Source organism: Elusimicrobiota bacterium (assembly GCA_028718185.1).
In the GTDB taxonomy this organism is placed as follows: domain Bacteria; phylum Elusimicrobiota; class UBA8919; order UBA8919; family UBA8919; genus JAQUMH01.
The window spans coordinates 55,464-78,111 of record JAQUMH010000005.1; the positions used below are offsets into that span (position 1 = coordinate 55,464).

Here is a 22,648-nt window from a genome sequence, read left to right on the forward strand (position 1 = left end):
TCTTTGATATTATATCAAAAAAACCATAAAAAACAATGAAAAACTGCCGGTTAGGGCATATTTACAATCATTTCTTCCCAAACACAAACACGGTTTCTACCGCTTCTCTTTGCAGTATAAAGAGCATCATCCGCCATTTTTATCAGTTTGTCTTTATCAATCCTCTTTTCCCCGTGCCAGGAAACAATACCAATACTTATGGTAATTTTAAGTTTTTGACCTTTAATCTCGAGCGGTGAATTTTCAACATTTTTTCTAAGCCGTTCTGCAATACTTTTTACAAGTTCAACTGTCTGTTCCATTTTAGGGTCAGGAATAAGTATAACTGCAAATTCTTCTCCGCCATATCTTGCTAATATATCGCTTAATCGCATTGTATTTCTTAATATTTTAGACAAGTGAACTAATGCAAGATCGCCAACCTGGTGACCATAAACATCATTAAAATTTTTAAAATAATCTATATCAAACATAATTAACGAAATTGTCTGGTTAAACCTTTTGGCACGATCCATTTCTTTCTCAAGACGGTTATGGAAATACTTGTGTATATAAAGTTCTGTCAGACCATCAGTAATCGCGTTTTCATATAATCTCGCATTTTGGATTGCAACGGCTGCCTGGTTAGCAAGTATTGCTGTTATCCTCCTATCATATTCTGAAAATTTCTCTCCGCCTATTTTTTTATCAAGCGATACGACCCCTAAGACATGTCCCTTAAAAATTAACGGCAAACATAAAAGCGTCTCTTTTGGGCGGGGTTTTTGTTCATCTGATTTAAAATCCATATAAAGATATTTTTCTTTGCTTGTGTCATCAATAAGTATTGATTCACAAGTTGCAGCAACTACACCTGCTACTCCCTCGGCAAGTCTCATTTTAACAACATCATAAGCATGCGGTGACAGCCCAATACCTGCCTTTATTTCCAATGTTTGTGTTTCTTCGTTCATGAGCATTATCGAGCCTTTGGTTACATTGCTTGCTTTAGCAAATGCATCCATTATCTGAGGCAAAAGGTCTCTCATTTCGAGTGTAGCTGTAATATCCTTTGAAAGATTCTGTATTAATTTTAAATCGCTATTCAGCCGTTCGAGTTCTCTTGCTTTCTTTTTAAAGAAAAGAATGGAAAGCCATAATATATATACAACGGAGGCAGCTATACATATTAAAACGACATTTTGTAACCAATATGGTATCATGCTCATATATTTTTTAATTAGTTTTTGTTGAAGAAATACAAAAACTATGATTTCATAAACCTGCCTGACGGTAGGCAGGTTAAAATCTTACGACATATCTATGCAACCGGTTTTCAAAATTTGCGTAGTTTTGCAAATTTGGGTTCAATTTCTGATAGGGGAATTAGAACAAAATCTCTGTTATATAAGTCCTTATGTGGAATTGTAAGTTTTTTACTTTTTATAATTTTATTATCAAAAAACAAAATATCTAAATCAATTTCCCGCGGTCCCCACCTGAAACTTTTTTTCCTGCCGATTTCTTTTTCAATTCTTTTACAAAGGTTTAGAAAATATCCGGGCGATAACACCGTTTTCAATTTTATAACTGCATTTAAAAATTTCTTTTGTTTTCTATAACCGTAAGGTTTAGTTTCATATATTGAAGATGTTTTCAATACTTTCTGCCCGCTTTTCTTTAGAAGTTCTATAGCTTTTAAAATATTCCTCTTTCTATACCCTTTATTCGAACCAAGTCCTAAAAAAACATTCGCCATTAGTATTTATTAAATAGTTGGATAACAGTCCCGTACGCTAAAAACCTTATTATTAACCCCTCATCTTTCATCTTCTCCCCACAGGGGAGAAGGCACCTCGCTTTTCCTCCTCTACCCTATGGGGAGAGGAGAGAGGTGAGGGGTTAAACAGACGTCTGTGCATTTAATACATCATCAAGAATATCTATGACTGTATCTACATCTTTTCTATTAATTATAAGCGGCGGTAAAAACCTAAGAATCTTATCCTGCGTACAATTTATTAGAAGCCCTTTTTCCAGACATTTACTAACAATTCCCTTACCTTCAATCTTAAGCTCAATCCCAATCATTAACCCGATGCCCCTGACATCTTTTATGATACTACTATGTTTATTCTGAAGCCCTTTTAGTTTTAATATAAAATATTCCCCGACTTCTTTGATGTTTTTCAGTAATTTCTTGTTACTTACAATTTTTAAAACTTCAATAGCTGCGGAACAACATACAGGGTTACCGCCAAAAGTAGAACCATGGTCACCATATTTCAATGTATCTGCAATATTCGGTTTTGCAACCGTTGCACCAATAGGCAATCCTCCGCCTAACGACTTGGCAATTGTTAAAATATCCGGCTCAACACCATAATTTTCATATGCAAACATTTTACCTGTTCTTCCAAGTCCGCATTGAATCTCGTCAAAAATAAGAAGCAATTTATTTTTATCGCATATTTTTCTAAGTTCTTTCAAAAATCCTTTTTCAGCAATGTTAATACCGCCTTCGCCTTGAACCGGTTCAATTAATATAGCACAGGTTTTCCCGGTAATTTGTTTTTTCACAGAAGCTATATTATTAAACTCGGCAAACTTAAACCCGCTTAAAAACGGGTTAAAATCCTTGTGAAATTTTTTCTGTCCTGTCGCTGAAAGAGTTGCAATTGTTCTTCCATGAAAAGAATCATTGAATGCAATTATTTCATATCTTCCAGCTTTATTCTTAACATTTTTATTTATACTTCCCCATTTTCTTGCCAGTTTTATTGCACACTCGTTTGCTTCCGCGCCGGAATTAGAAAAGAATACTTTGCCGCCAAAAAACATCCCTGATAACATTTTTGCAAGTTCAATCTGCGGTTTTAAATAATATAAATTTGAGGTATGAATTAGTTTTTCACTCTGCTTTTTAATTGCTTCTACTACTTTCGGATGACAATGCCCCACAGAACATACTGAAAGTCCGGAAAAAAAGTCCAAGTATTTTTTACCCTTGTCGTCCCAGAGATACTTACCTTTACCCTTAACAAACAAAACCGGATTTCTTTTATATGTTTGAAAAATATATTTTTTCTCTAAATCAGAATAATTCACTTCTCCTCCCAAATTTTATAATATTTTTGTTCCTTTAAGATTTATATTATAAATATCAACTTCCCTTACACCATTTTTTACCGCTTTGGCACAACCCTGAATTTTTGGTATCATACCGCCGGTAATTATTTTTTTAGCAATTAACTTTTTTATTTCCAAGACTTTTATTACAGGAATCGTCTTTTTATTATTATCAAGAACACCTTTTACATCGGTAAAAAACAACAATTTCTGTGCTTTGATATTTGAAGCGACACCACCGGCAACTTCATCAGCGTTTAAATTAAGTATCTGTCCGGTTATAGTTTTGCCCACCGGTGAAATTACTGCAATTTTCTTATCAGACAAAACTTTCTGTATTTCAGGGATTTTTGCAGACACAAACCTGCCGACATGACCCAATTCTTTTATTCTTTTTCCTATAACCACTTTTTTTATGGCAACCGCATTATTCAATTTTTTAGCAATCCTGTACTGAATATTTTCAAGAACATTCTCAACAATATTAATCGCTTTTTTACCGGTATACCGCAATCCATTTATAAACTTTACTTCTATATTCGCTTTACCCAATGCATTTGATATTTCTTTACCGCCGCCGTGAACAACAATGACAGAATTGTTTTTCGCATAATTTATGATATTCTTCAGAATAATCTTTTCTGCATTTTTATCATCCAGCAAACTACCACCGTATTTTATAACTACAATATTTTTCATAGATTATTACAAAATTATTTGAGTTAAACACCACACAAGATGTTACCCCCCTAGTTTTGTCTATGACAAAACTGACAGGGGGGTTACTTTTTCGCATTCATGTATTTTATAACTCAAATGGAATTCTGCGAAAAAGTAAAGAACGACAACTGCATATCGCCATATTTTTCTTTACGATAAAGCGACAATCCCTCATTTTTTTCAGGTAACACTTGCCTGATATGATGTTGGGCTATTATTAATCCATTTTTATCTGCTAAAATACTAGCTGTTTTTCCTATAATATCGGGAAGATTTGCTGTTCCATATGGCGGTCCCACAAAAATTATGTCAAATTTACCATTTAATAACTCCGGATGAGCAGCATCTGCTTGTATTGCCTTTGCTTTTTCGGATATGGCAAATGTTTCCAGATTATTTTCAATTATCCTGATGCATTTTGCATCATTTTCAACAAATACAACTTCTCTTGCGCCACGGGATAATGCTTCTATCCCGACAGAACCAAAGCCGGCAAACAAATCCAAGAAACATGAATCAACAATTTTAGGCGTTAAAATATCAAAAAGCGATTTTTTAACTCTTGCTAAAAGAGGTCTTGTTTGCAAACCCGGTAAGGTTTTAATATTTCTTCCCTTTAATATGCCGGCAATTACTTTAAGCGACATTAAATATTCCCAACTTAAAATGAAAAGTTTTTCTAATAGAAAAATAAACCCATAATCAGGGTATTCTAAAGCAGATTAATTATATCAAATTTTATTGTTATGTCAAGACGACATTACCATAATATTTTCTGGAAATTGGAAGGTATAATAATGCAGTATTTCAATTAAAATTATCGGGACAAAAGCAAGCGAACCTTTGCTACTATAGTATTTGCTATTTTACCGGAATTATCAACTTCTGTTTTATTAACGTTGGACTTCCAATATTCAGGACCGACAGCATTAAAAAGAATTATTTTCTTTTGTTCCTGTTCACTTAGAAACACTTTTACAGAACGGCCTTTCTGCCCCTGTTTAACACTATTAACTATAACTACAGCTCCATATTTTTTCGTGATATTATCATTAATATTTTTTAGCTTGCTAATTAAAAGATAATCGCCGTCTTTTTTAAGCATATCTATAATTTTAGAGATTACCGGGTCTTTAAATCCGTCTTTTTCCGAAACAATAAGTACTTTATTTAAAGAGTTTTTATCTCCAATTTCTTTATCAGTTATTTGTATAGATGTACAATTTGGAGATGTAACAATCATTACTGCTGAAATCAGTATTAACCGGTGGATAACTTTGATAAAATGTGAGGTTTTCATTTTAAATAATTTTTGGAGTGTTTTTGAGATGATTTTTATCTAATTTTCTTTTCCACAGTCACCAATTACTCTTTCAACTTCCATAATCAGTTTTTCTATAGGAACCGGCTTTAAGATAAATGTGCAGTACTTTCCGGCGGATATCTGGAAACGCGTCTCTCTATACTCTTCAAATGCAGTGTAAATTATCACCGGCATATTAGGACATTTCTCAATTATAATTTTGTATATTTCTAACCCGTCTAAATTATTTTGCAATCTCATGTCCAATATAACCACATTTGGTTTGACAGTTTCCACCAAATTAAGTCCTTCTGTCCCTTCTAAAGCTACTGTAACACTATACCCAACCTCTTCAAAAGATTCTTTCAACATTTCAGTTAAACGGCTATTGTCTTCAATAATAAGTATCTTTCTCATATTTTTATATGTCCTTTTTCAAAAATAATTACTTGAACAATACACATTATAATAATATTTTCAAACAAAATCAAGAAAAATATATTTTAATCAAAATAACTAAAATTACATATATTAGAAAAAAGTGCAATGCCAGTTAAGAGAAGATAAACTGGTATTTTTGCCCCAAAAAGATAACTGTCAAATTCGTTCAAACATGGAATTATCAAACTTTTGCCACTGTAACAAGAAGAATCCCATAACAACTCAAAACAACACTAATTTGTATATAATAAATTAATACTCCCAACACTATAATCCTTAACGTCAGTTGGTGTTTCCGAATAATACCCTTTTTTTGGATCATATTTACGAACAGGAAGTAAGTATATATATAATAACCATTTTTCCCCCAAATCACTTGAATACGTAATAAATCTTTGATATCCGCTCCCTGTTTCTCTGCCATTTTTCAGGATTTCAGTAGGCAATTCTTCCCGCGATATCAAATCTACAACGGTTGGATAAACGGAAGGATCATTACCAAATGCCCGTATATATGTATAGCAAAACCCTTTTTTAAAAGCAAACATTTCACCGGATAAATTATATATATACAATTTATCGTATTTTTGTCCATCTATGGGACTACGATATCCATCTACGACATTACTAGGTACACCTCTGGACAGTATTTCTTCCTCACTCAAAAGCAATGGTGGGGACAGTTTTTTTCTCTTTGCTTTCTCTTCTGGTTGAACGACGGAATTTATAGAACTGCTTGCATTAGAAGGTAGGGGAGTTATCTTTTCATGACCACTTAAATAATATTCAATTTCTCTTTCCAAAATATAATCAGGCTTACCATCTTTAAATGCAATTTGTTCTATCCAATTATCATTTTTATCATATTTAATCTTGAAAGTCCATGTGCTGATGAGATAACTTTCCTTTTCAATTATATTACCCTTTTCGTCATACTTGTATGTCAATTTATATGTAAGGATTCTATCCGAACCGTAGATGTATGTTTCAATGTTCCTATCCTTTTCATCATACTTGTATGTGATTTTCGTCATAAGACTTCCGTCTGGTTTCTGTGTGTTCTCTTCAATATTATTGCCCTTTTTGTCATACTTGAAGATAGTTTTAAATTCAATACCTCCGTCTATATTACAAGTGTTTTTTTCAATCATATTACCTTTTTCGTCATACTTATATATATATTTCAATATAATATTTCCATCTGATTCATAACCGTTATTTCCAATTATATTGCCCTTTTTATCATACTTGTAAGTCAATTTCAAATTAAGCCTTCCATAAATAGCGTTGTTTTCAATCATATTACCCTTATCATTAAAAACTATGTATTTATCCTTATCATAAGACCTTTGTCCCTTTTGAATTTCGCCAAATTTACTAACTGCTTCATAGGAAATTTCTCGTATGGATTTAACTTTCCCTTTAAGATTAAGTTTTTTCCAGTCATTCTTTGGTGTCTTTAAGAGTGAACAGGACAAGATTATTGTAGGTATAACTATGCAAAGTATTAAAATATTATTTTTCATTATAAACCTCCCATCTCTTATTTCCCTGTTAATATCTTCTGTACTTCTGTTTTCAAAGTCTCAATTCCTTTTTTATGTCTTTCTGGCCAAGAGTTAGTACTAATATTTTTTTTCATCAATATACCAGGATGCGCCATATGTATAATTTTATATGTTTTCCCATTTACATTTATTGTCCTAATTTTATAATCCAGCAATCCATTCCTTTTCGTATTTCCGCTAACACCTTCTAAAATGCCTGCTACCTCATTACCTAATGTTATTATAATTTTAGGATTCGCCATTTCAATTTCTCTATATAACCATGATATACTTTTTATTGCATATTGTTCATAATTATCTCTTGTTACAATCACATGTATTTTTGATTTAAACATCTCAAATTGTAGTACATGTTCTTTTTTAAACAAAAACGTTTTGACTAAATTCGTAATCCAACATTGACTACGTTTTATTCCTAATGGTTTTAAAATATTTTCATCCAGCTCTTTAGCACTTTTATTGTCTACTTCTTTATTATCATCAAAAGGTTTACTAAGATTATCTTTCGGCAATATCCTGCCATTTTTTCTTTCAAAAGCTGCGGATGGATATGCTCCGATAACAAACACTCCGTTTTCTCTTGTTTCAACAGGACAAAGAGGTTTTACCTGAATACCATTATAAAAACGATATTCCATAGGAAGCCCAATATTCTTACAGTATTTATTAATAACTTCTTTTTTGTAATCTTCAAGTTTTTCATTTCCTTCAACCATACACAAGCCCCCAATAAAAAGTATATATAAATATAATAAACTACTGGTTTGCAAACATTTCATTTAATTCTGCTGCCTTGCTTTCCATACTTCCTTCCGGATTATTTCAGATTATTTTATCCGTTTTAGCGGCTCTTTTCATCACACACTTGCCATCTCTGTTTTCTTACTTCTTTATTTTAGAAACCTGTTTATTGCTCGACTAGCAGTGTCTTTATCCATTTCATGTCCCTTAGGTTTATTTCCCATCAGATGCCTTATCATTGCTCCTTTAGATTGACCAGGATATTCGGGATTCCCAATTTTCTTCCCATGTTTCTTACATTCATACATTGGTTCCTTCGCCATTTGCTTCTCCTTGGAATCTAACAGTGTACTAAACTAGTCGGGTTTGTCAAGACCAATTTACAGGTGTATATTTTATTTTTATTTTATATTGTAAAAAAAATAAACAAAAAAAATAAACTTCTTGACAACTTGACTATATTTTTCTATAATTCTGCTTTAGCAACTGTCTAATGGCTAATGTGGATAAAATAGCCGTAGAAAAATAAGTCCCAATAAGGAGGAAACAATTATGAAAAGACGTAGTTGGCAAATCGTAATGTTTTTTATTTGTTGTTTGGTGTCAAATGGATGTACTGCTTCTAAAGATACATTAACAACTCAAAAAGATAAAGTGAGTTATAGCATCGGGCAGAATATAGGAAGCAGTTTAAAAACCCAATCTATCGATGTTGATACTGATATGTTGTTTAAAGGAATTAAAGATGCCGTATCCGGAAATAAAGGATTGCTAACCGCCGATGAAATGCAGGAAGTAATGAAAACTTTTCAGCAGGAAATGGCGGCAAAACAAGCTGAATCAAGCAAAAAAATAGGTGACAAAAATAAAAAAGAAGGAGAAGAATTTTTTGCAAAAAATAAAACCAACAAAGACGTTAAAACACTACCGAGCGGATTACAATATAAGGTAATTGCTAATGGTACCGGAGCGAAACCGAAAGCAACAGATACCGTATCTGTTAATTACAAAGGAACACTTATTGATGGAACAGAATTTGACAGTTCTTATAAACGGGGACAACCGGCAACTTTTCCTATTAACGGTGTAATTAAAGGCTGGACAGAAGCGTTACAACTGATGAACGTTGGTTCAAAATGGGAATTATATATCCCTTATCAACTCGCATATGGAGAACGCGGAGCAGGACAAAACATAGGTCCTTATTCTACGTTAATATTTACAGTTGAACTTCTTTCAATAGAAAAGGAAAGCAATGAAGGAAAGCCAAGCATAAAACCAAGTATAAAACCAAGTATTAAGCCAAGTATTAAGTAATACTTGCTAAAAACCTTAAGCTCTCAACAATATAATTTTTAACCGCTGTTAAATTTTTAAACAGGGTTATATTTTATTTACCGATTAAACTTATATATACTTTTTGCTGTTTCTGTTCAAATTTTACTTTACCTTCTCTGGCTAACCACCCTAATGCCATATATAAACTGCCATCATTTAAATTAGTAGCTTTTTTAATAGCATTTATCTCTACCTGACCTTTTTTATTCAAAACTTGCCAGACTTTACCGGCACTTTCACCAATTATTGGTGTCCACATATTTTTTCACCCCCTTTATACAAAACTTCAAACTTCATAAGACATTTGTTTGCTGTCTATATTTTAACAAACTTTTCAAACTATGTCAATAATAACACTTAAATATGATTTCTTCTAATCTTAATTATATGGTAATTTCCTTAAATATGTATTCCTGTAATATTTTTTCAATATTTCATCGTATTTATATACTTTTTCAGCCATACCTGCTGCACCTGACTGGCACAATCCGACAGCATGTCCCCAGCCCGCACCCCAAAAAACAAAATATTTAGGCAAATCTGAACTTTTACCATACCCCTCAACAATAAAATTAGTTGAGCGAAGACGACCTAATGCTACCGCACGAATAAGATTCTCTTTTTCTACTTCCACATCTCCTTCCGTGCCTTCAAAACGCAGATTACTTATATGTCCTGATGGTGCTCTTTTTACCGTGATTATTTTTTTTATTTTACCGATTTTATAAGTCCTGTTGAGCTGCTCACTGATTTCATCCTGAGTTATAACTCTAATCCACCTGCTTTCGGCATAATATGTATATTTTGAAGGCGCACAGAAAATATCCGGCGGATGTTTAATCCAGTTATCTAATTTTACAAGGTCATCGGGAAAATCTAAATTGCCGTCTACCACTCCATAAAGATACGGTTCATCACCCCAACCTTTTAAATCCTTGGAAGATTGTGTGTGCCCGGAACAATTAGATGAATAAAGCGTATGTGCCATTTTTCCGTTATACTCTAAAATCTCACCTCGTGTTGAATCAACTGCTTTACGTGCTGAAGCGGTCTCCTGCTTTACTCCTTTATATACCTGGCAGTGCTGGTCATCACATAAATCGAACCCGCTTTTTATGTGCGGTTTTGAGATTTCCTTTTTATAAAACGCCTCTCCTCTTGCAATTACCGCTTGTGATTTAAGCGCTTCCTCCGGCCAGGAAGATATCATCTCTGAAGGTAAGACCGAATAGAGGTATTCTTCTACGTTGACTATATTTATTATCGAGAAATCCATTGTAGTTGTAGTAAAATTAACTTCAAAAAAACCGCGATACTCCCTGTCAGAAACATCAGCCCAGGCGAAACCACCCGCATATTTCACATCCTTAACGATAATTGTTGAATTTTTTAATTTCGGTTTGATAATAACCTTCCCGTATTTAAAAATATCAGAACTGTTATTCATTGAATATATTTCCTTTGGTCCGGTTTGAAACAGCATTTTGCCTTCCTTATAAACCCCGATTCCGCCATCTGACCATAAATTTATCTCTTTAATATTACCTGAAATTCCTATCCGTAAAAGCGGGACCTTTTCCGCTTTCGGTACGGATGTAATTACTGAACTTTTTGAAATCCTTTTCGGCGGAATAATTTCTTCCGGTTTTTTTGTAATTAATGCAAGCAAGTTTTCTTTTTGCTGCTGTGCCTCTTTAAGCTGCGGGTCTACATTTATGATTGACGACCATTCCCTGAACGAATTATCGTATTGTTTTGTACTATAATATACCTGTGCCAATTTTAGCCGTGCTTCGATGAAATTATAGTCCAGTTTAACGGTGTTTTTATAACTTTTTATCGCTTCGTCATAAAAACCCTGCAAATTTTTTATTTCTCCGCAAAAATATTCAGCCGCAGCACAATCTTTATTAATTTCCAGGCATATTGTAAAATAAATAAATGCTTCCTCATAATCTCCTTTCAAAAAATATGTAAATCCAAGACCAAACAAAACTTCATAATCGTTCTGGTCACATAAAAGAAATTTCTTTAACGCTCTGCGGTAATTACCAGCTTTAAGGTGTGCCCATGCAAGGTGTTTAAGAACATCGGGGGTTTGCGGCAGTTTTTTTATAATTTTCAGGGATTCTTCATAATTAAATTTCTGACTTTCAGAAATAGCATCGTTTAATGTTAAATTATTCTGGCTATATAGGCAGGAACTTAAAAATATAATTAAAAAACTGAGTTTAACATATTTCATATTTTTTTGAATTTATCTGAAGCGTTCCCATTTACATTATTTCCATTGCCCCGAAACACTCCACGTTTTCTTAAATTCTTTGTTACTTATACTTGCATTAATCGGCTCGACGAGAAATTTCTCTATCTCTATGGCTATAGTATGCAACTTATCCGGAGCATGTTCAATATCTCCTTTTTTCAAAAAAGCCTGCCATAATGTTTGGCGATCGGATTTTTCATTATATATTTCTTCGGCAAATAAAGGTTTACATTCTGGTAAAATAGTTTTACGATGCTTAAATGTTTTTTTTAATGCTTCAATAATCTCCGATCCATTAAAATCAAACTGATGAATCATAACCCAAATATCATAAAAATCTTTCATACGACTGTTAAGAAGCCCAAGTTTAACCATAGCTTCAAACTTTTCACTAACTACACTTTCAATTGTGTAACCTTTAATATGAGGTTTCGGAAGATCCAAAATAGAGGGATACTCAATATTCTTAGGATTAGGATATATAATATCCCCAAACCCTACATCTATCTGCATAGAAATACGTGAACGTTCTAAAAATCCAAGAAATTTTACTCGTACGCCCTCATAATCAGCATTTTCTTTTATCTTTTGTCCACTAACCGTTCCCGAATCAAACACAAGCCCATCCGGAACCACTGAAATATTACATACATCTTTTACAACTTTTTCTATATGAGATACCTGATTATCAAAACGTGCTAAGAAATCTATATCAAGTGTAGTCCGTCTCTCTGGTATCTGCCAAACCGTAAACATCAAAGCACCTTTTAAAATAAACTTATTGGTATATTTAGAGCAACTAAATCTATAAAGGAATCTTTCCATACCATAATATTGCAGAATTTCTGAAAATGGACGATTAGTCTCTTTTGCTTTACTCTGGAGACGGGCTCGTATAGATGCTTCTATATTTTTAACATTTTCTTTCATAGCATGGCTTCCAATATCGGCTTTATTATACTATCAACCCGGCAGATCTTTGCAAACTGCATAATCTCTTTCGGTTCTACCCCTTTTTCTTTAACAGCAATTCTCATTGCATCTCGGGCAACGTCCATACCTATTTTGTTACGGAATTTAAAACAATCGGCGACTGTCTTTGCGAGATTATAAAATTTAATCTTATGTCCTTCTATTTCATGTTCTTCAATGCCTGATTCCCATGCTTTCTGTTTAAAACGATAAAATCTTACAGGAGGATATTTAATTATATTAGCATGCGCATATTCCGGAATGGCAATATCAACACGATTAGGTATCTCGCTTGTTGCTTCATGAAAAGCAAGTGCTGAAATAAGACAAATAACTCCTTTCGGCGATTGAAGTGCTACAGAAACAATATCAGGATAAGAACTAATTGTATAGTCAGTCAGTTGATAAAGACCCCGTGCAATTTTTTCAATCTTTTTTTCTTTTTCAAGTGCAATAATAGAATCGGAATGAAATCCATTCTTTAGAATAGTAGAAAATCTTACGATTCCACCATGGTTCTTAAAAAAACTTATAAGTTCATTTGTTCTTGTTTTCATATTAAATACCAGTAGATATTATATATACTTATTGACAAGTATATATATTTTATACGCCAATGTCAATGGTTTTTTTAATCTGGATGTTTACTTGTTCTATAAAATCGGTTTTTGTATCGGCTTCTGTGTACTGGGATATTTTTTCGGCAGATTTTCTGATTTGTATTTTTCTACGAGCCACTACAAATTATGTGAGATAGCTCCTCCACTAATGCTTTGGCGGACTAGAATCTCACCGCTACATTAAAGACATGGGTGGGCAAGCCCACCCCTACGCGGACAGGCATATGATTTTTTAAATGTTATTAATTTTGCTTTTTAAATATTTGGCTGTATGGGAATTTTCAACTTTCAGTATTCCTTCCAGATGTCCCTGATAGACAACTTCGCCGCCACGGTCACCGCCTTCAGGACCCAAATCTACTATCCAATCGGCTGTCTTGATTACATCAAGGTTGTGCTCGATAACGACAACGGTGTTGCCTGCATCTACAAGACGGTGCAGGACTTCCAGGAGTTTATGGATGTCTGCAAAATGGAGCCCTGTTGTCGGCTCGTCCAAAATATAAATCGTTTTGCCGGTCGCTCTTTTGGTCAGTTCAGTTGCAAGTTTCACTCTTTGCGCTTCGCCGCCGGATAGGGTTGTCGCTGATTGCCCTAATTTTATGTAGCCTAAACCGACATCGGATAGTGTTTGCAGGACTTTTTTAATTTGCGGAATATTTTCAAAAAACTTTAACGCTTCATCAACCGACATAAGTAAAACTTCAGAAATATTTTTACCTTTATACTTTACCAAGAGTGTTTCTTCGTTAAATCTTGCGCCTTTACAGACCTCGCATTTAACATAAACATCGGACAGGAACTGCATTTCTATTCTTTTTGTGCCGTCACCTTCACATGCTTCGCATCTTCCGCCTTTTACGTTAAACGAAAACCTGCCGGGATCGTAGCCCCTCATTTTTGAATGCGGCAGTTGGCTGAATATTTCTCTAATCGGTGTGAATAGTCCTGTGTAGGTAGCAGGATTGCTTCGCGGAGTTTTGCCTATAGGTGACTGGTCCACAAGAATTACTTTGTCAATAAAATCAGCGTCTAAAATTGTTTTGTGTTTTCCGGGCATATCTTTTGATTTATAAATCGTCCGGCATAGTGATTTATAAAGAATTTCATATATGAGCGTTGATTTCCCGCTGCCGGAAACACCTGTTATAATGGTAAAAAGCCCGATGGGAATTTTAACATTTATATTTTTAAGATTAAATTGTGAAGCGCCTTTAATTTCCAAAAAACGCTCTATTGTTCTTTTTGATTTTTCAGGAACGGGTATTTTTAATTCGCCTTTAAGATATCTTCCGGTAAGTGACTTCTTTTCTTTCAAAATATCCGAAAGAGTACCCATAACAACAATATTCCCGCCATTTTCACCTGCACCGGGACCTAAATCAATAATATAATCGGCTAACCTGATTGTTTCTTCGTCATGTTCAACTACGATAAGAGTGTTACCCAGGTCCCGCAAATTAAAAAGCGTATTAAGTAGCCGCTGGTTGTCCCGCTGGTGAAGCCCGATGGTAGGTTCATCTAAAACATATAAAACACCGACAAGCCCCGAGCCAATTTGTGTAGCAAGATGAATTCTCTGAGACTCGCCCCCGGCGAGTGTAGATGACTCCCTGTTAAGCGTTACATACTCCAAACCGACATTTTCCAAAAATGCTAATCGTGACTTAATTTCTTTTATAATTTCTTTTGAAATAATTTTTTCTGATTCTGTCATATTCAGATTACCGAAAAATTCCTGGGCATTTTTAATTGACATCTTTGTAATTTCGGAAATATTTTTACTGCCAAAAGTTACAGCGAGCGCATTTGCGTTTAGTCGCTTGCCCTTACATTTTTCACAGACATTTGAACGCATATACTTTGTAAAAATCTCCTCGCGGACAAATTCTGATTCTGTTTCTTTGTACCTTCTTTCAAGATTTCCTATAACGCCTTCGAAATCTTCATCGCCATATAACAAAAAATCCTGGTTTTCCTGCGATAGTTTTTTATAAGGTGTATCCAGAGAAAAACCGTGTCTTTTTGCCACAGCTTGGAGAAGTTCAAGATAATATCCAGACCATGCACCGGACCACCTGTGTCTTTTTGTCGTTATCGGTTTAGCCCACGGCAAAATTGCGCCGTCATAGACTGAAATATTTTTATCAGGTATTATCAGTTCTACATCTACTTCAAGTTTTGTACCAAGCCCGCCGCATTCCGGACAAGCGCCATAGGGTGAATTGAACGAAAAAAACCTTGGTGAAATTTCAGGTATACTTATTCCGCAGTTTGTACAAGCGTGGTGCTCGGAAAAAACAAGCGACTGGGTATTCCTGCCGCTTGCCACTTCTATTACAACGGTGCCGCTTGATAGTTTCAGTGCAGATTCAACTGACTCAAAAAGCCGTGACCTTATATCAGGTGAAATTGCAAGACGGTCAATAACAACCAAAATATCATGTTTTTTATTCTTTTCAAGTGAAGGCGAATTCTTCTGCCCGACCCCGTCCAGTTCATAAATCTTACCGTCAACTTTTACCCGTACAAAACCTTTCTGCAAAATATTCTTAAAAAGTTCCTTATACTCGCCTTTCCTGCCCTGAATAACCGGTGATAAAATAACAATTTTTGCTCCGGCAGGCAGTTCTAATAATTTTGAAATAATCTGCTGTGCTGTCTGCGGACTGATTTCGCGGCCGCATTTCGGGCAGTGAGGAATACCCACACGGGCAAAAAGTAACCGTAAATAATCATAAATTTCCGTAACAGTCCCGACTGTTGAACGGGGATTCCTTGAAATTGCTTTCTGCTGGATAGCGATTGCAGGTGACAGTCCGGAAATAAATTCAACATCAGGTTTTTCCATCTGTTCCAGGAACTGGCGGGCATACGCAGAAAGCGACTCAACATACCGTCTCTGCCCTTCCGCATAAATAGTATCAAAAGCAAGCGACGATTTCCCGCTGCCTGAAAGCCCGGTTATTACAACCAGTTTATTCCGCGGTATCTCTAAATCTATATTCTTGAGATTATGCTCTTTCGCACCCTTTATAATAATTTTTTCATGGTTCATATATTTTACGTGGTTAATTTTTACTCTTTTTTTATCATCTGTTTTAACAATTTTATGTTATTTTGAATATTCATATCATTCGGTGATAACCTTTGTGCAATTTCATATTCTTGAAGTGCACTGCTATATTTTTTCAAGTTACAATACAAACTACCAAGATTGTTGTAGGCATCTATATAATTTGGATTTATTCCTAGTACTTTTTTGTACTCTTTTTCTGCTTCCTCATATCTTTTTGAATAATATAATAAAAGACCGAGATTAAAGTATGCTTTCTCACTATCCGGATTTATAATTATAGCTTCTCTGAGTTCCTTCTCCGCTTCTTCTAATTTATTTGAATTATATAATAAAATACCGAGATTGGTACGGGCATCTACACAATTCGGATTTATCCTTATCGCATCCCTGAATTCTTTCTCCGCTTCTTTAAATCTTTTTGAATCATCCAATAAAACTCCGAGGCTATTGTGTGCCTCTGAACGATTCGGGTCTATCCTTATTGCTTCCTTGTATTCTTTCTCCGCTTCTAAATATCTTTTAGAATTATACAATAAATTTCCAAGATTGTAGTGTGATTCAGCATAACTAAAACCTAACTTTGTTGCCTCCCTATATTCTCTCTCAGCTTCTTCAAATCTTTTCAAAACAAACAACACACTCCCGAGATTATTATACGCGCCATAATAATAAGGATTTATTCTTATTGCTTCTCGGAATTCTTTCTCTGCTTCTTCATATTTTTTTGAATCACAAAATAAATTCCCGAGATTGTAGTGCGCGTTTGAATTATCAGGATATTTTGAAATAACATCTTGCCACATTAAAATTGGCTGTTGATAAAGTTGATTTCTTTTATATGTGATTATACCAAGAATGAAAATATAACTACATATTAAAAAAATTGAAAAATTAGGAAGATTAAAAGATTTAAAAACTGAAAAATAAAGAAATATAAGAACGAAATAAAAACCAATACCGGAAAGATACATCCGATTTTCTTCTAAAGGAAGAGTAGTAGGAAAAAAACTGGATGTTGGCAATAATATTATAAAAAACCATAATATGCAAAATAATATTATCTTTGAACTATCTGTTTTCTTTCTATAAATCCTGTAAGTTAGCCAAAATATCATGGTAAGAAACAAAAAAGATATTATTGTCTTTAGTTCTAAGATCCCCAGAGGGTTAATTTTATGGTCTATGCAGAGTCCAACAGGTATAATTAACAGTTTTAAATACCTGAAAATTATATATGGTTGAATAATTAAATAGTCGTATATATTCCATGTAACTATTGCCTCTACATCTCCCATAGCACCAAAATAAAAATACCGGAATAATAGATAAACAATCAAGATAACCCAAAATGATATGTGATAATACTTTTTTTCGACAGTTTTTTTTATGCTGAAATCGTTCAATAAAATATAATCGGAAATCAGTACTATCGCTGGCAAAGTTACTGCTATTGGTTTTGAGGAAAGCGCAAATACAAAACATATTAATGAAAGAATATATGAAAAATTAAACCTCGACTGTCGAGAATCAGGTAGGGATTGGAATCCGCATTCTGACCTTCGAGAAGAGAATGGAAGATTTCTTTTAGTCGCATCTATAAATAACACTAAAGATGAAATATAAAAAAACGTGGCTAAAACATCTGAACGACTAAAAATATATGTTACTGCAGATGTACTGATAGGATGAACTGCAAAAAATAGGGCTACAAAAAAAGGAAAGATCGGGAAGTGAGTAAATGGATAAATGCGTAAATGTGAAGGGAAAACTAACGAAAGTATTATTTTTGTTAAAAAAAATAGTAGAATTGCGTTAAATATGTGTAAAATAAGATTAACAAGATGGTATCCGAAAGTGTCTAATTTTCCAAAATAATAATTCAACGTAAATGTTAAATACACCAACGGTCTTGACGGATCATTTCTTTCAAATATTTTACTATCAGAATAAGGATAAATAAGTTTAGTTGTGATATTATTTAATATTTTTATATCGGGATTTTTTACAATTTTAAACATATCATCAAAAATAAATGGTGCATTAAGAGATGGTATATATATAGTTGCAGTAACGATTACTATCAACCCAATCGCAAACCATTGTTTCCAAATACTATTCTGAGGAGTATCCCTCAAAACATTATTCGGGACAAGTCTTTCAATTTGTTTTTCCATATATTAGTTTATGTTCAATCTCTTTCCTGTAAAATATTTGTCAGTTTCTCAATTGCTTTCTTTACCGGAGGCGATATTTTATCTCCGAATTTCATTGATTTTGGCTGGATACCTATAAATATTATTTTTGCTTTGGTCTGTTCTTTTATATAATCAAGAAATAAATTCAGCGGCATATTATGTGTTGTAAAAAAACCTGAACTGATTTCTTTTTCATCAATAATCTTTATAGTCCCCGGTTTTTCCTTCATTTCTACCGCATCTATAAAAATAATCGTATCAGGACAAAATTCTTTTATTTTCTTAGTGTAATTTTCAGGAGCACTGCCCACATCAAGTAACTTGTAGTTAGTTTTCCCTTCAAGCTGTTTAATCACTTCACAGCCGGCACCATCATCACCTTTTAATGAATTACCAATACCAACGATTAAAACATTTCCTCTACCAACATCTTTTATATCAAATTTCATATTCTTTTATCGAAGCAAAGTAAGTAAACAATGCATTAAAGCGTTCTCGTGTTCTAATGTTCTATAGTTCTTAGGTTAAATGAATATTTTAAGTAAATGCCGACCAAGGTCGGCAACTACACAAACATTAGAACATTAGAATGATATTTCCACTTTTATCTAAAGCGAGGAAAAAATTTCTGAAGAACCTAAATTTGCGACTTATTTGTTCCAGGAGCAAATGATAGAGCGAGTTCTAACGAGCGTTTCAAAGAAATTTATTTCCGAGCGTCTATTTACTATAGTCATCAAATACCCATACTTGATGCCGACATTTTGGACATAAAACTTTAAATGAAGATTGTCTTCTGATTGGTTGAGATGCGGTGGCGGATTCAATATCGGAGTTATCTAAAATTTCCTGCTGCATATTTACATATTCTATAATATTTATATTACTGTAAGCCATTGTTCCAAGTTTTTTGGCAACATAAAGTATCTGGTCTTTCGGCGCTATAATCTCACCGCAAGACGAACAAAGGACTAATTCTTTTTTAATTTCAGAAAACATTTTTTCCCTTGTAACATCAGCAAGGTCAAATTCGTTAGATAATTTTACCCCTTCTTTTGTTGTACAAATTCGTTCACATTGACCGCAGAAAATACAAAAATCGTGCCGCCAACGTAAAATGCGAAAAGAAGATTGCGGGATTGTGGGATTGTGCGATAGTGGGATTGTGCGATCGGATATGACATCCTTTATTTCAATTGATTTTGGGGGACAGACTTCGGCACAGGCGCCACAACCGATACAACCTTTTTCGTCAGGTACCGGTTTACCTCTAAACCTTGGGAATGGCACATGCGGTTCCTTTGGGAATTTTGATGTATAAGGTCCCTTGATTAATGCTTTAATTGCTTCTTTGAGTTCTCTTAATTTTGGATATCTCATATAAAAAACCACGGAACTACACTGAACTTTTAAAAACCCACAGAACTGACACTGAACTTTTAAAAATACCACGGAACTGACACTAAATTTTTATTCTGTGCTCGTTCCGTGTTTTAGTTCCGTACCTGTTCCGTGTTTTTATCTTCCTCGTAATGGTCACAGACACTTTTGTTCCAGAGTTTTACTCCTGCTATGTGCGCTGCACGGGAAAGTGCATGTGCTGAAACAGGTGATGTTAAGAACAGGAAGATTGCACATAATAATGCTTTAACACCAACGGCAGTAAAACCGTTCATAACAAATATACCTAACATTATAGAGCAGGTCCCTAATGTAACGCATTTTGCGGTTGCCATCAATCTTAAATACAGGTCAGGCAGACGTACAAGACCGATGCATCCTAAGAAGTCAAAGACAATACCGATTATTATCAAAATTATGCCTATTGTTTCACTCATCGAATGACCTTCCTTCTAAAAATTTCGCCAATGCCAGGGTACCAATAAACGCCTGTAACGCCCATGCTATTGCAATATCAATAAAAAAACTATATTTGGTAAAAACTGCCAATAAACCGCAAAAGGCAATTATAAGTACACCCAGCGTATCTATTGCCACTGCACGGTCGGCAGGACTGGGACCGCGAACAATACGGTACAGGCACAGGAAACAACTTAAAATTAGCGGGTTAATCAGTCTTTGCAGCGTGTTTATTTTAAGTGTAAAATTCAGCCAAACAAAAATTATAATTAAAACTAATCCGATAATCCAACGTAATTTTTTCATATAAGTTAGTCCTCACTAACGTTCGGAACTTCGCAGAGACCGCAGAAACTTCGCAAAAGCCGCAGAGAAAGTCTCTTCTTTTTGCGTAATCTGCGAATATTTTGCGTTCTTTGCGAAAATCATTTAAATTTTTATACTATAAATCACTCAAATATTTTTTCTAAAATATCTTCCAATTTTTTTACTATTATTTCTGTCGCTTTTCCCATATCTTCGCTTTTTACATTTATCCAGTGGATATAAATATACCCGTTCTCCTGGTCTATATCAACGCTTGTTGTGCCGGGTTTAAGTGTAATTGAATTAGCTAAAAATGTTAACCCCGCTTCACTTTTTAGTTTTGTCTTAACTTTTACTATCCCCGGTTTTATAGGCATGTTCGGGTGTATTACTCTGTAAGCTAAATCGAGATTCGCCTTTATCATCTCCCACAAAAACACGGGTATATATTTTAAAAACCACAGGTATCTTCCGGGCTGTCTGAACTTGTGCGGATTTTTGGTAAATAAATCGCCGGTAAGGTAAGATACCAGTAAACTTACCATAAAACCTATTAATAAATGCTGCCAGTCCACGCTCCAACTTAATGTTAGCCATACTAAAAATGCGATAATAAATAATACTATTCTACTTTTCATTTTATGTTTTGTAATATTATACTGCCGTATCCAACTCCGTTTTTTATAACTTCAACTGCCGGGTCAAGAAATATTGCTTTAACCTCAGGTAATAACAATAAACCGAGAAAAACACAAAGTACCGCAGGAATTATCATAGAAAAAACCATAGCTAACGGTACTTCTTTTATATTCTGCCAGCGTTCAGGTAATTTACCAAAAAATACCTTTTTCTGTAATTTAAGATAATAAGACAATGTTACTATGCTTATTATAATGGCTATACCCGCGGCAGAAAATTTGCCTGCCTGAATAGCAGCAAATATAATTAATAATTTGCTCCAAAAACCGCCAAAGGGCGGCACGCCGGATATTGACATTGAACCTATAAGAGATGTCGCAGCTGTTACAGGCATCTTTTGCCTTAACCCTCCAAGGTTATCCATGTTTCGTTCTTCAGTAGCATAAACGACTGCGCCGGAATTCAGGAATAATAACAATTTTGCAAAGGCATGGTTAACTAAATGGAACAAGCCTGCAAGAATTCCTAACGGTGTTCCTAACCCAAATGCAAAAATAATATAACCAATCTGGCTAATTGTGGAATATGCAAGAAGCCGTTTCAAATCTTTCTGATAAATAGCAAGGAAACCGCCTGCAACCATAGATAACAAGCCGAGAACAACTAAAATATTACTGCTTGTAACACCAAGAACATTAAACAATAAACGTAAAAGTGAATATATACCCAGTGATTTTATCAGAACACTGGACAGCATCGCAGAAATAGGCGCCGGTGCTGCCGGATGAGCATCAGGTAACCACGCATGAAAAGGTACAATTGCCGATTTTATTCCAAACCCTGTAATAAAAAGTACCGTCAAAAAACCAATTACTATGGAACTAGGTGAACCTTTACTGAGTGTAAGAGAAATATCAGCCATATTTAAACTTGAAGTATAGGAATATATTATGGCTACTGACAGTAGAATAAATGTAGATGCTACTGTGCTAAGTACCAGATATTTGAATGATGCTTCGAGTTCTTCCTTTTCTGTTCCGAACGCAATAAGAACACAGGATGAAATAGTCCCTACTTCCAGGAAAACATACATGTTGAAAATATCACCCGTAGTAATTAGTCCGTTCATACTCGCAAGCATAATCATGAAAAGTATGAAATACTTATTTTTATCTGTATATTTTTCCATGTATGAAATAGAAAATATAATAGCAATCAGGGCGACAAAATTTACAACTATAAGCATAAGCACACTAAGACCGTCAAGAACCATAGTTATGCCTAACGGGAATTCCCAGCCGCCAAGCTTATAAACAAATGGCTTGTAGTTTGTGATGTGCAGCATGTATAATGCAACAAACGATAAAACCAATAGTAACAAGCACGCCAAAGTAGCAAGAATATCAGGAAGATTTTTGTGAAGTTTCCTTAAAACCGAAATAAGAAACGCTGATGCTATCGGAATTATTATAAATAATGGAATCATAATTAG

The 22,648-nt window shown here is 34.3% G+C and carries 23 protein-coding genes; 1 reads left to right on the plus strand and 22 read right to left on the minus strand.

Annotated elements, in window-relative coordinates; genetic code table 11:
• Positions 1-50: 50 nt before the first annotated feature.
• The 10 genes from PHE88_07910 to PHE88_07955 all read right to left on the minus strand — a co-directional run bounded on the left by PHE88_07910 (position 51) and on the right by PHE88_07955 (position 8,204).
• Entirely contained in the window at positions 51-1,208 is a 1,158-nt protein-coding gene (locus tag PHE88_07910) for a sensor domain-containing diguanylate cyclase (GenBank protein ID MDD5687738.1), read from the minus strand.
• A 107-nt stretch (positions 1,209-1,315) separates the two neighbouring features.
• Complete coding sequence (folK, locus tag PHE88_07915; GenBank protein MDD5687739.1) at positions 1,316-1,738, minus strand: 2-amino-4-hydroxy-6-hydroxymethyldihydropteridine diphosphokinase; 423 nt, start codon at positions 1,736-1,738, stop codon at positions 1,316-1,318.
• Positions 1,739-1,881: 143 nt separating this feature from the next.
• The gene (locus tag PHE88_07920; GenBank protein MDD5687740.1) at positions 1,882-3,087 is read right to left on the minus strand and encodes an aspartate aminotransferase family protein; all 1,206 of its coding nucleotides are present in this window, start codon (positions 3,085-3,087) and stop codon (positions 1,882-1,884) included.
• A 15-nt stretch (positions 3,088-3,102) separates the two neighbouring features.
• Positions 3,103-3,807, minus strand: a complete 705-nt coding sequence (gene argB, locus PHE88_07925) for an acetylglutamate kinase (protein MDD5687741.1) — start codon at positions 3,805-3,807, stop codon at positions 3,103-3,105.
• Positions 3,808-3,920: 113 nt separating this feature from the next.
• Complete coding sequence (gene rsmD, locus PHE88_07930) at positions 3,921-4,475, minus strand: 16S rRNA (guanine(966)-N(2))-methyltransferase RsmD (GenBank protein ID MDD5687742.1); 555 nt, start codon at positions 4,473-4,475, stop codon at positions 3,921-3,923.
• A 170-nt stretch (positions 4,476-4,645) separates the two neighbouring features.
• On the minus strand, positions 4,646-5,128 hold the full coding sequence (locus tag PHE88_07935) for a hypothetical protein (GenBank protein ID MDD5687743.1): 483 nt from the start codon (positions 5,126-5,128) through the stop codon (positions 4,646-4,648).
• Between the two features lie 39 nt (positions 5,129-5,167).
• Positions 5,168-5,548 carry a response regulator gene (locus PHE88_07940; GenBank protein MDD5687744.1) on the minus strand — a complete coding sequence of 127 codons (381 nt, stop codon included), beginning with the start codon at positions 5,546-5,548 and terminating at the stop codon, positions 5,168-5,170.
• 257 nt (positions 5,549-5,805) lie between these two features.
• Complete coding sequence (locus tag PHE88_07945) at positions 5,806-7,098, minus strand: hypothetical protein (protein MDD5687745.1); 1,293 nt, start codon at positions 7,096-7,098, stop codon at positions 5,806-5,808.
• A 17-nt stretch (positions 7,099-7,115) separates the two neighbouring features.
• Positions 7,116-7,856 (minus strand): uracil-DNA glycosylase family protein, encoded by a 741-nt coding sequence (locus PHE88_07950; protein MDD5687746.1) that lies wholly within the window; start codon positions 7,854-7,856, stop codon positions 7,116-7,118.
• Positions 7,857-8,030: 174 nt separating this feature from the next.
• Entirely contained in the window at positions 8,031-8,204 is a 174-nt protein-coding gene (locus PHE88_07955) for a hypothetical protein (GenBank protein MDD5687747.1), read from the minus strand.
• Positions 8,205-8,433: 229 nt separating this feature from the next.
• Between PHE88_07955 and PHE88_07960 the strand changes: the two genes are divergently transcribed.
• Positions 8,434-9,198, plus strand: a complete 765-nt coding sequence (locus tag PHE88_07960) for an FKBP-type peptidyl-prolyl cis-trans isomerase (GenBank protein ID MDD5687748.1) — start codon at positions 8,434-8,436, stop codon at positions 9,196-9,198.
• A gap of 73 nt (positions 9,199-9,271) precedes the next feature.
• Here PHE88_07960 and PHE88_07965 read toward each other — a convergent pair whose 3' ends face one another.
• The 12 genes from PHE88_07965 to PHE88_08020 form a co-directional block, all read right to left on the minus strand.
• A complete protein-coding gene (locus PHE88_07965; protein ID MDD5687749.1) occupies positions 9,272-9,478 on the minus strand; it encodes a winged helix-turn-helix domain-containing protein in 207 nt (68 codons plus the stop codon).
• Between the two features lie 120 nt (positions 9,479-9,598).
• Complete coding sequence (locus PHE88_07970; GenBank protein ID MDD5687750.1) at positions 9,599-11,464, minus strand: SpoIID/LytB domain-containing protein; 1,866 nt, start codon at positions 11,462-11,464, stop codon at positions 9,599-9,601.
• A gap of 36 nt (positions 11,465-11,500) precedes the next feature.
• A complete protein-coding gene (locus PHE88_07975; protein ID MDD5687751.1) occupies positions 11,501-12,415 on the minus strand; it encodes a nucleotidyl transferase AbiEii/AbiGii toxin family protein in 915 nt (304 codons plus the stop codon).
• A complete protein-coding gene (locus PHE88_07980; protein MDD5687752.1) occupies positions 12,412-13,014 on the minus strand; it encodes a transcriptional regulator in 603 nt (200 codons plus the stop codon). Before PHE88_07980 ends, PHE88_07975 begins: the two co-directional genes overlap by 4 nt.
• Before the next feature lie 295 nt (positions 13,015-13,309).
• A complete protein-coding gene (uvrA, locus tag PHE88_07985) occupies positions 13,310-16,135 on the minus strand; it encodes an excinuclease ABC subunit UvrA (GenBank protein ID MDD5687753.1) in 2,826 nt (941 codons plus the stop codon).
• A 20-nt stretch (positions 16,136-16,155) separates the two neighbouring features.
• Positions 16,156-18,330, minus strand: a complete 2,175-nt coding sequence (locus PHE88_07990) for a tetratricopeptide repeat protein (protein MDD5687754.1) — start codon at positions 18,328-18,330, stop codon at positions 16,156-16,158.
• Positions 18,331-18,344: 14 nt separating this feature from the next.
• Positions 18,345-18,800, minus strand: a complete 456-nt coding sequence (gene hycI, locus PHE88_07995; protein MDD5687755.1) for a hydrogenase maturation peptidase HycI — start codon at positions 18,798-18,800, stop codon at positions 18,345-18,347.
• Between the two features lie 271 nt (positions 18,801-19,071).
• The gene (locus PHE88_08000) at positions 19,072-19,731 is read right to left on the minus strand and encodes a 4Fe-4S dicluster domain-containing protein (GenBank protein MDD5687756.1); all 660 of its coding nucleotides are present in this window, start codon (positions 19,729-19,731) and stop codon (positions 19,072-19,074) included.
• A 113-nt stretch (positions 19,732-19,844) separates the two neighbouring features.
• Positions 19,845-20,189, minus strand: a complete 345-nt coding sequence (mnhG, locus tag PHE88_08005) for a monovalent cation/H(+) antiporter subunit G (GenBank protein ID MDD5687757.1) — start codon at positions 20,187-20,189, stop codon at positions 19,845-19,847.
• Positions 20,182-20,517 (minus strand): cation:proton antiporter, encoded by a 336-nt coding sequence (locus tag PHE88_08010; protein MDD5687758.1) that lies wholly within the window; start codon positions 20,515-20,517, stop codon positions 20,182-20,184. Before PHE88_08010 ends, mnhG begins: the two co-directional genes overlap by 8 nt.
• A gap of 143 nt (positions 20,518-20,660) precedes the next feature.
• Positions 20,661-21,155: a Na+/H+ antiporter subunit E gene (locus PHE88_08015; GenBank protein ID MDD5687759.1), complete on the minus strand. Its 495-nt coding sequence runs from the start codon at positions 21,153-21,155 to the stop codon at positions 20,661-20,663.
• On the minus strand, positions 21,152-22,642 hold the full coding sequence (locus tag PHE88_08020) for a proton-conducting transporter membrane subunit (protein ID MDD5687760.1): 1,491 nt from the start codon (positions 22,640-22,642) through the stop codon (positions 21,152-21,154). Before PHE88_08020 ends, PHE88_08015 begins: the two co-directional genes overlap by 4 nt.
• Positions 22,643-22,648 lie beyond the last annotated feature (6 nt).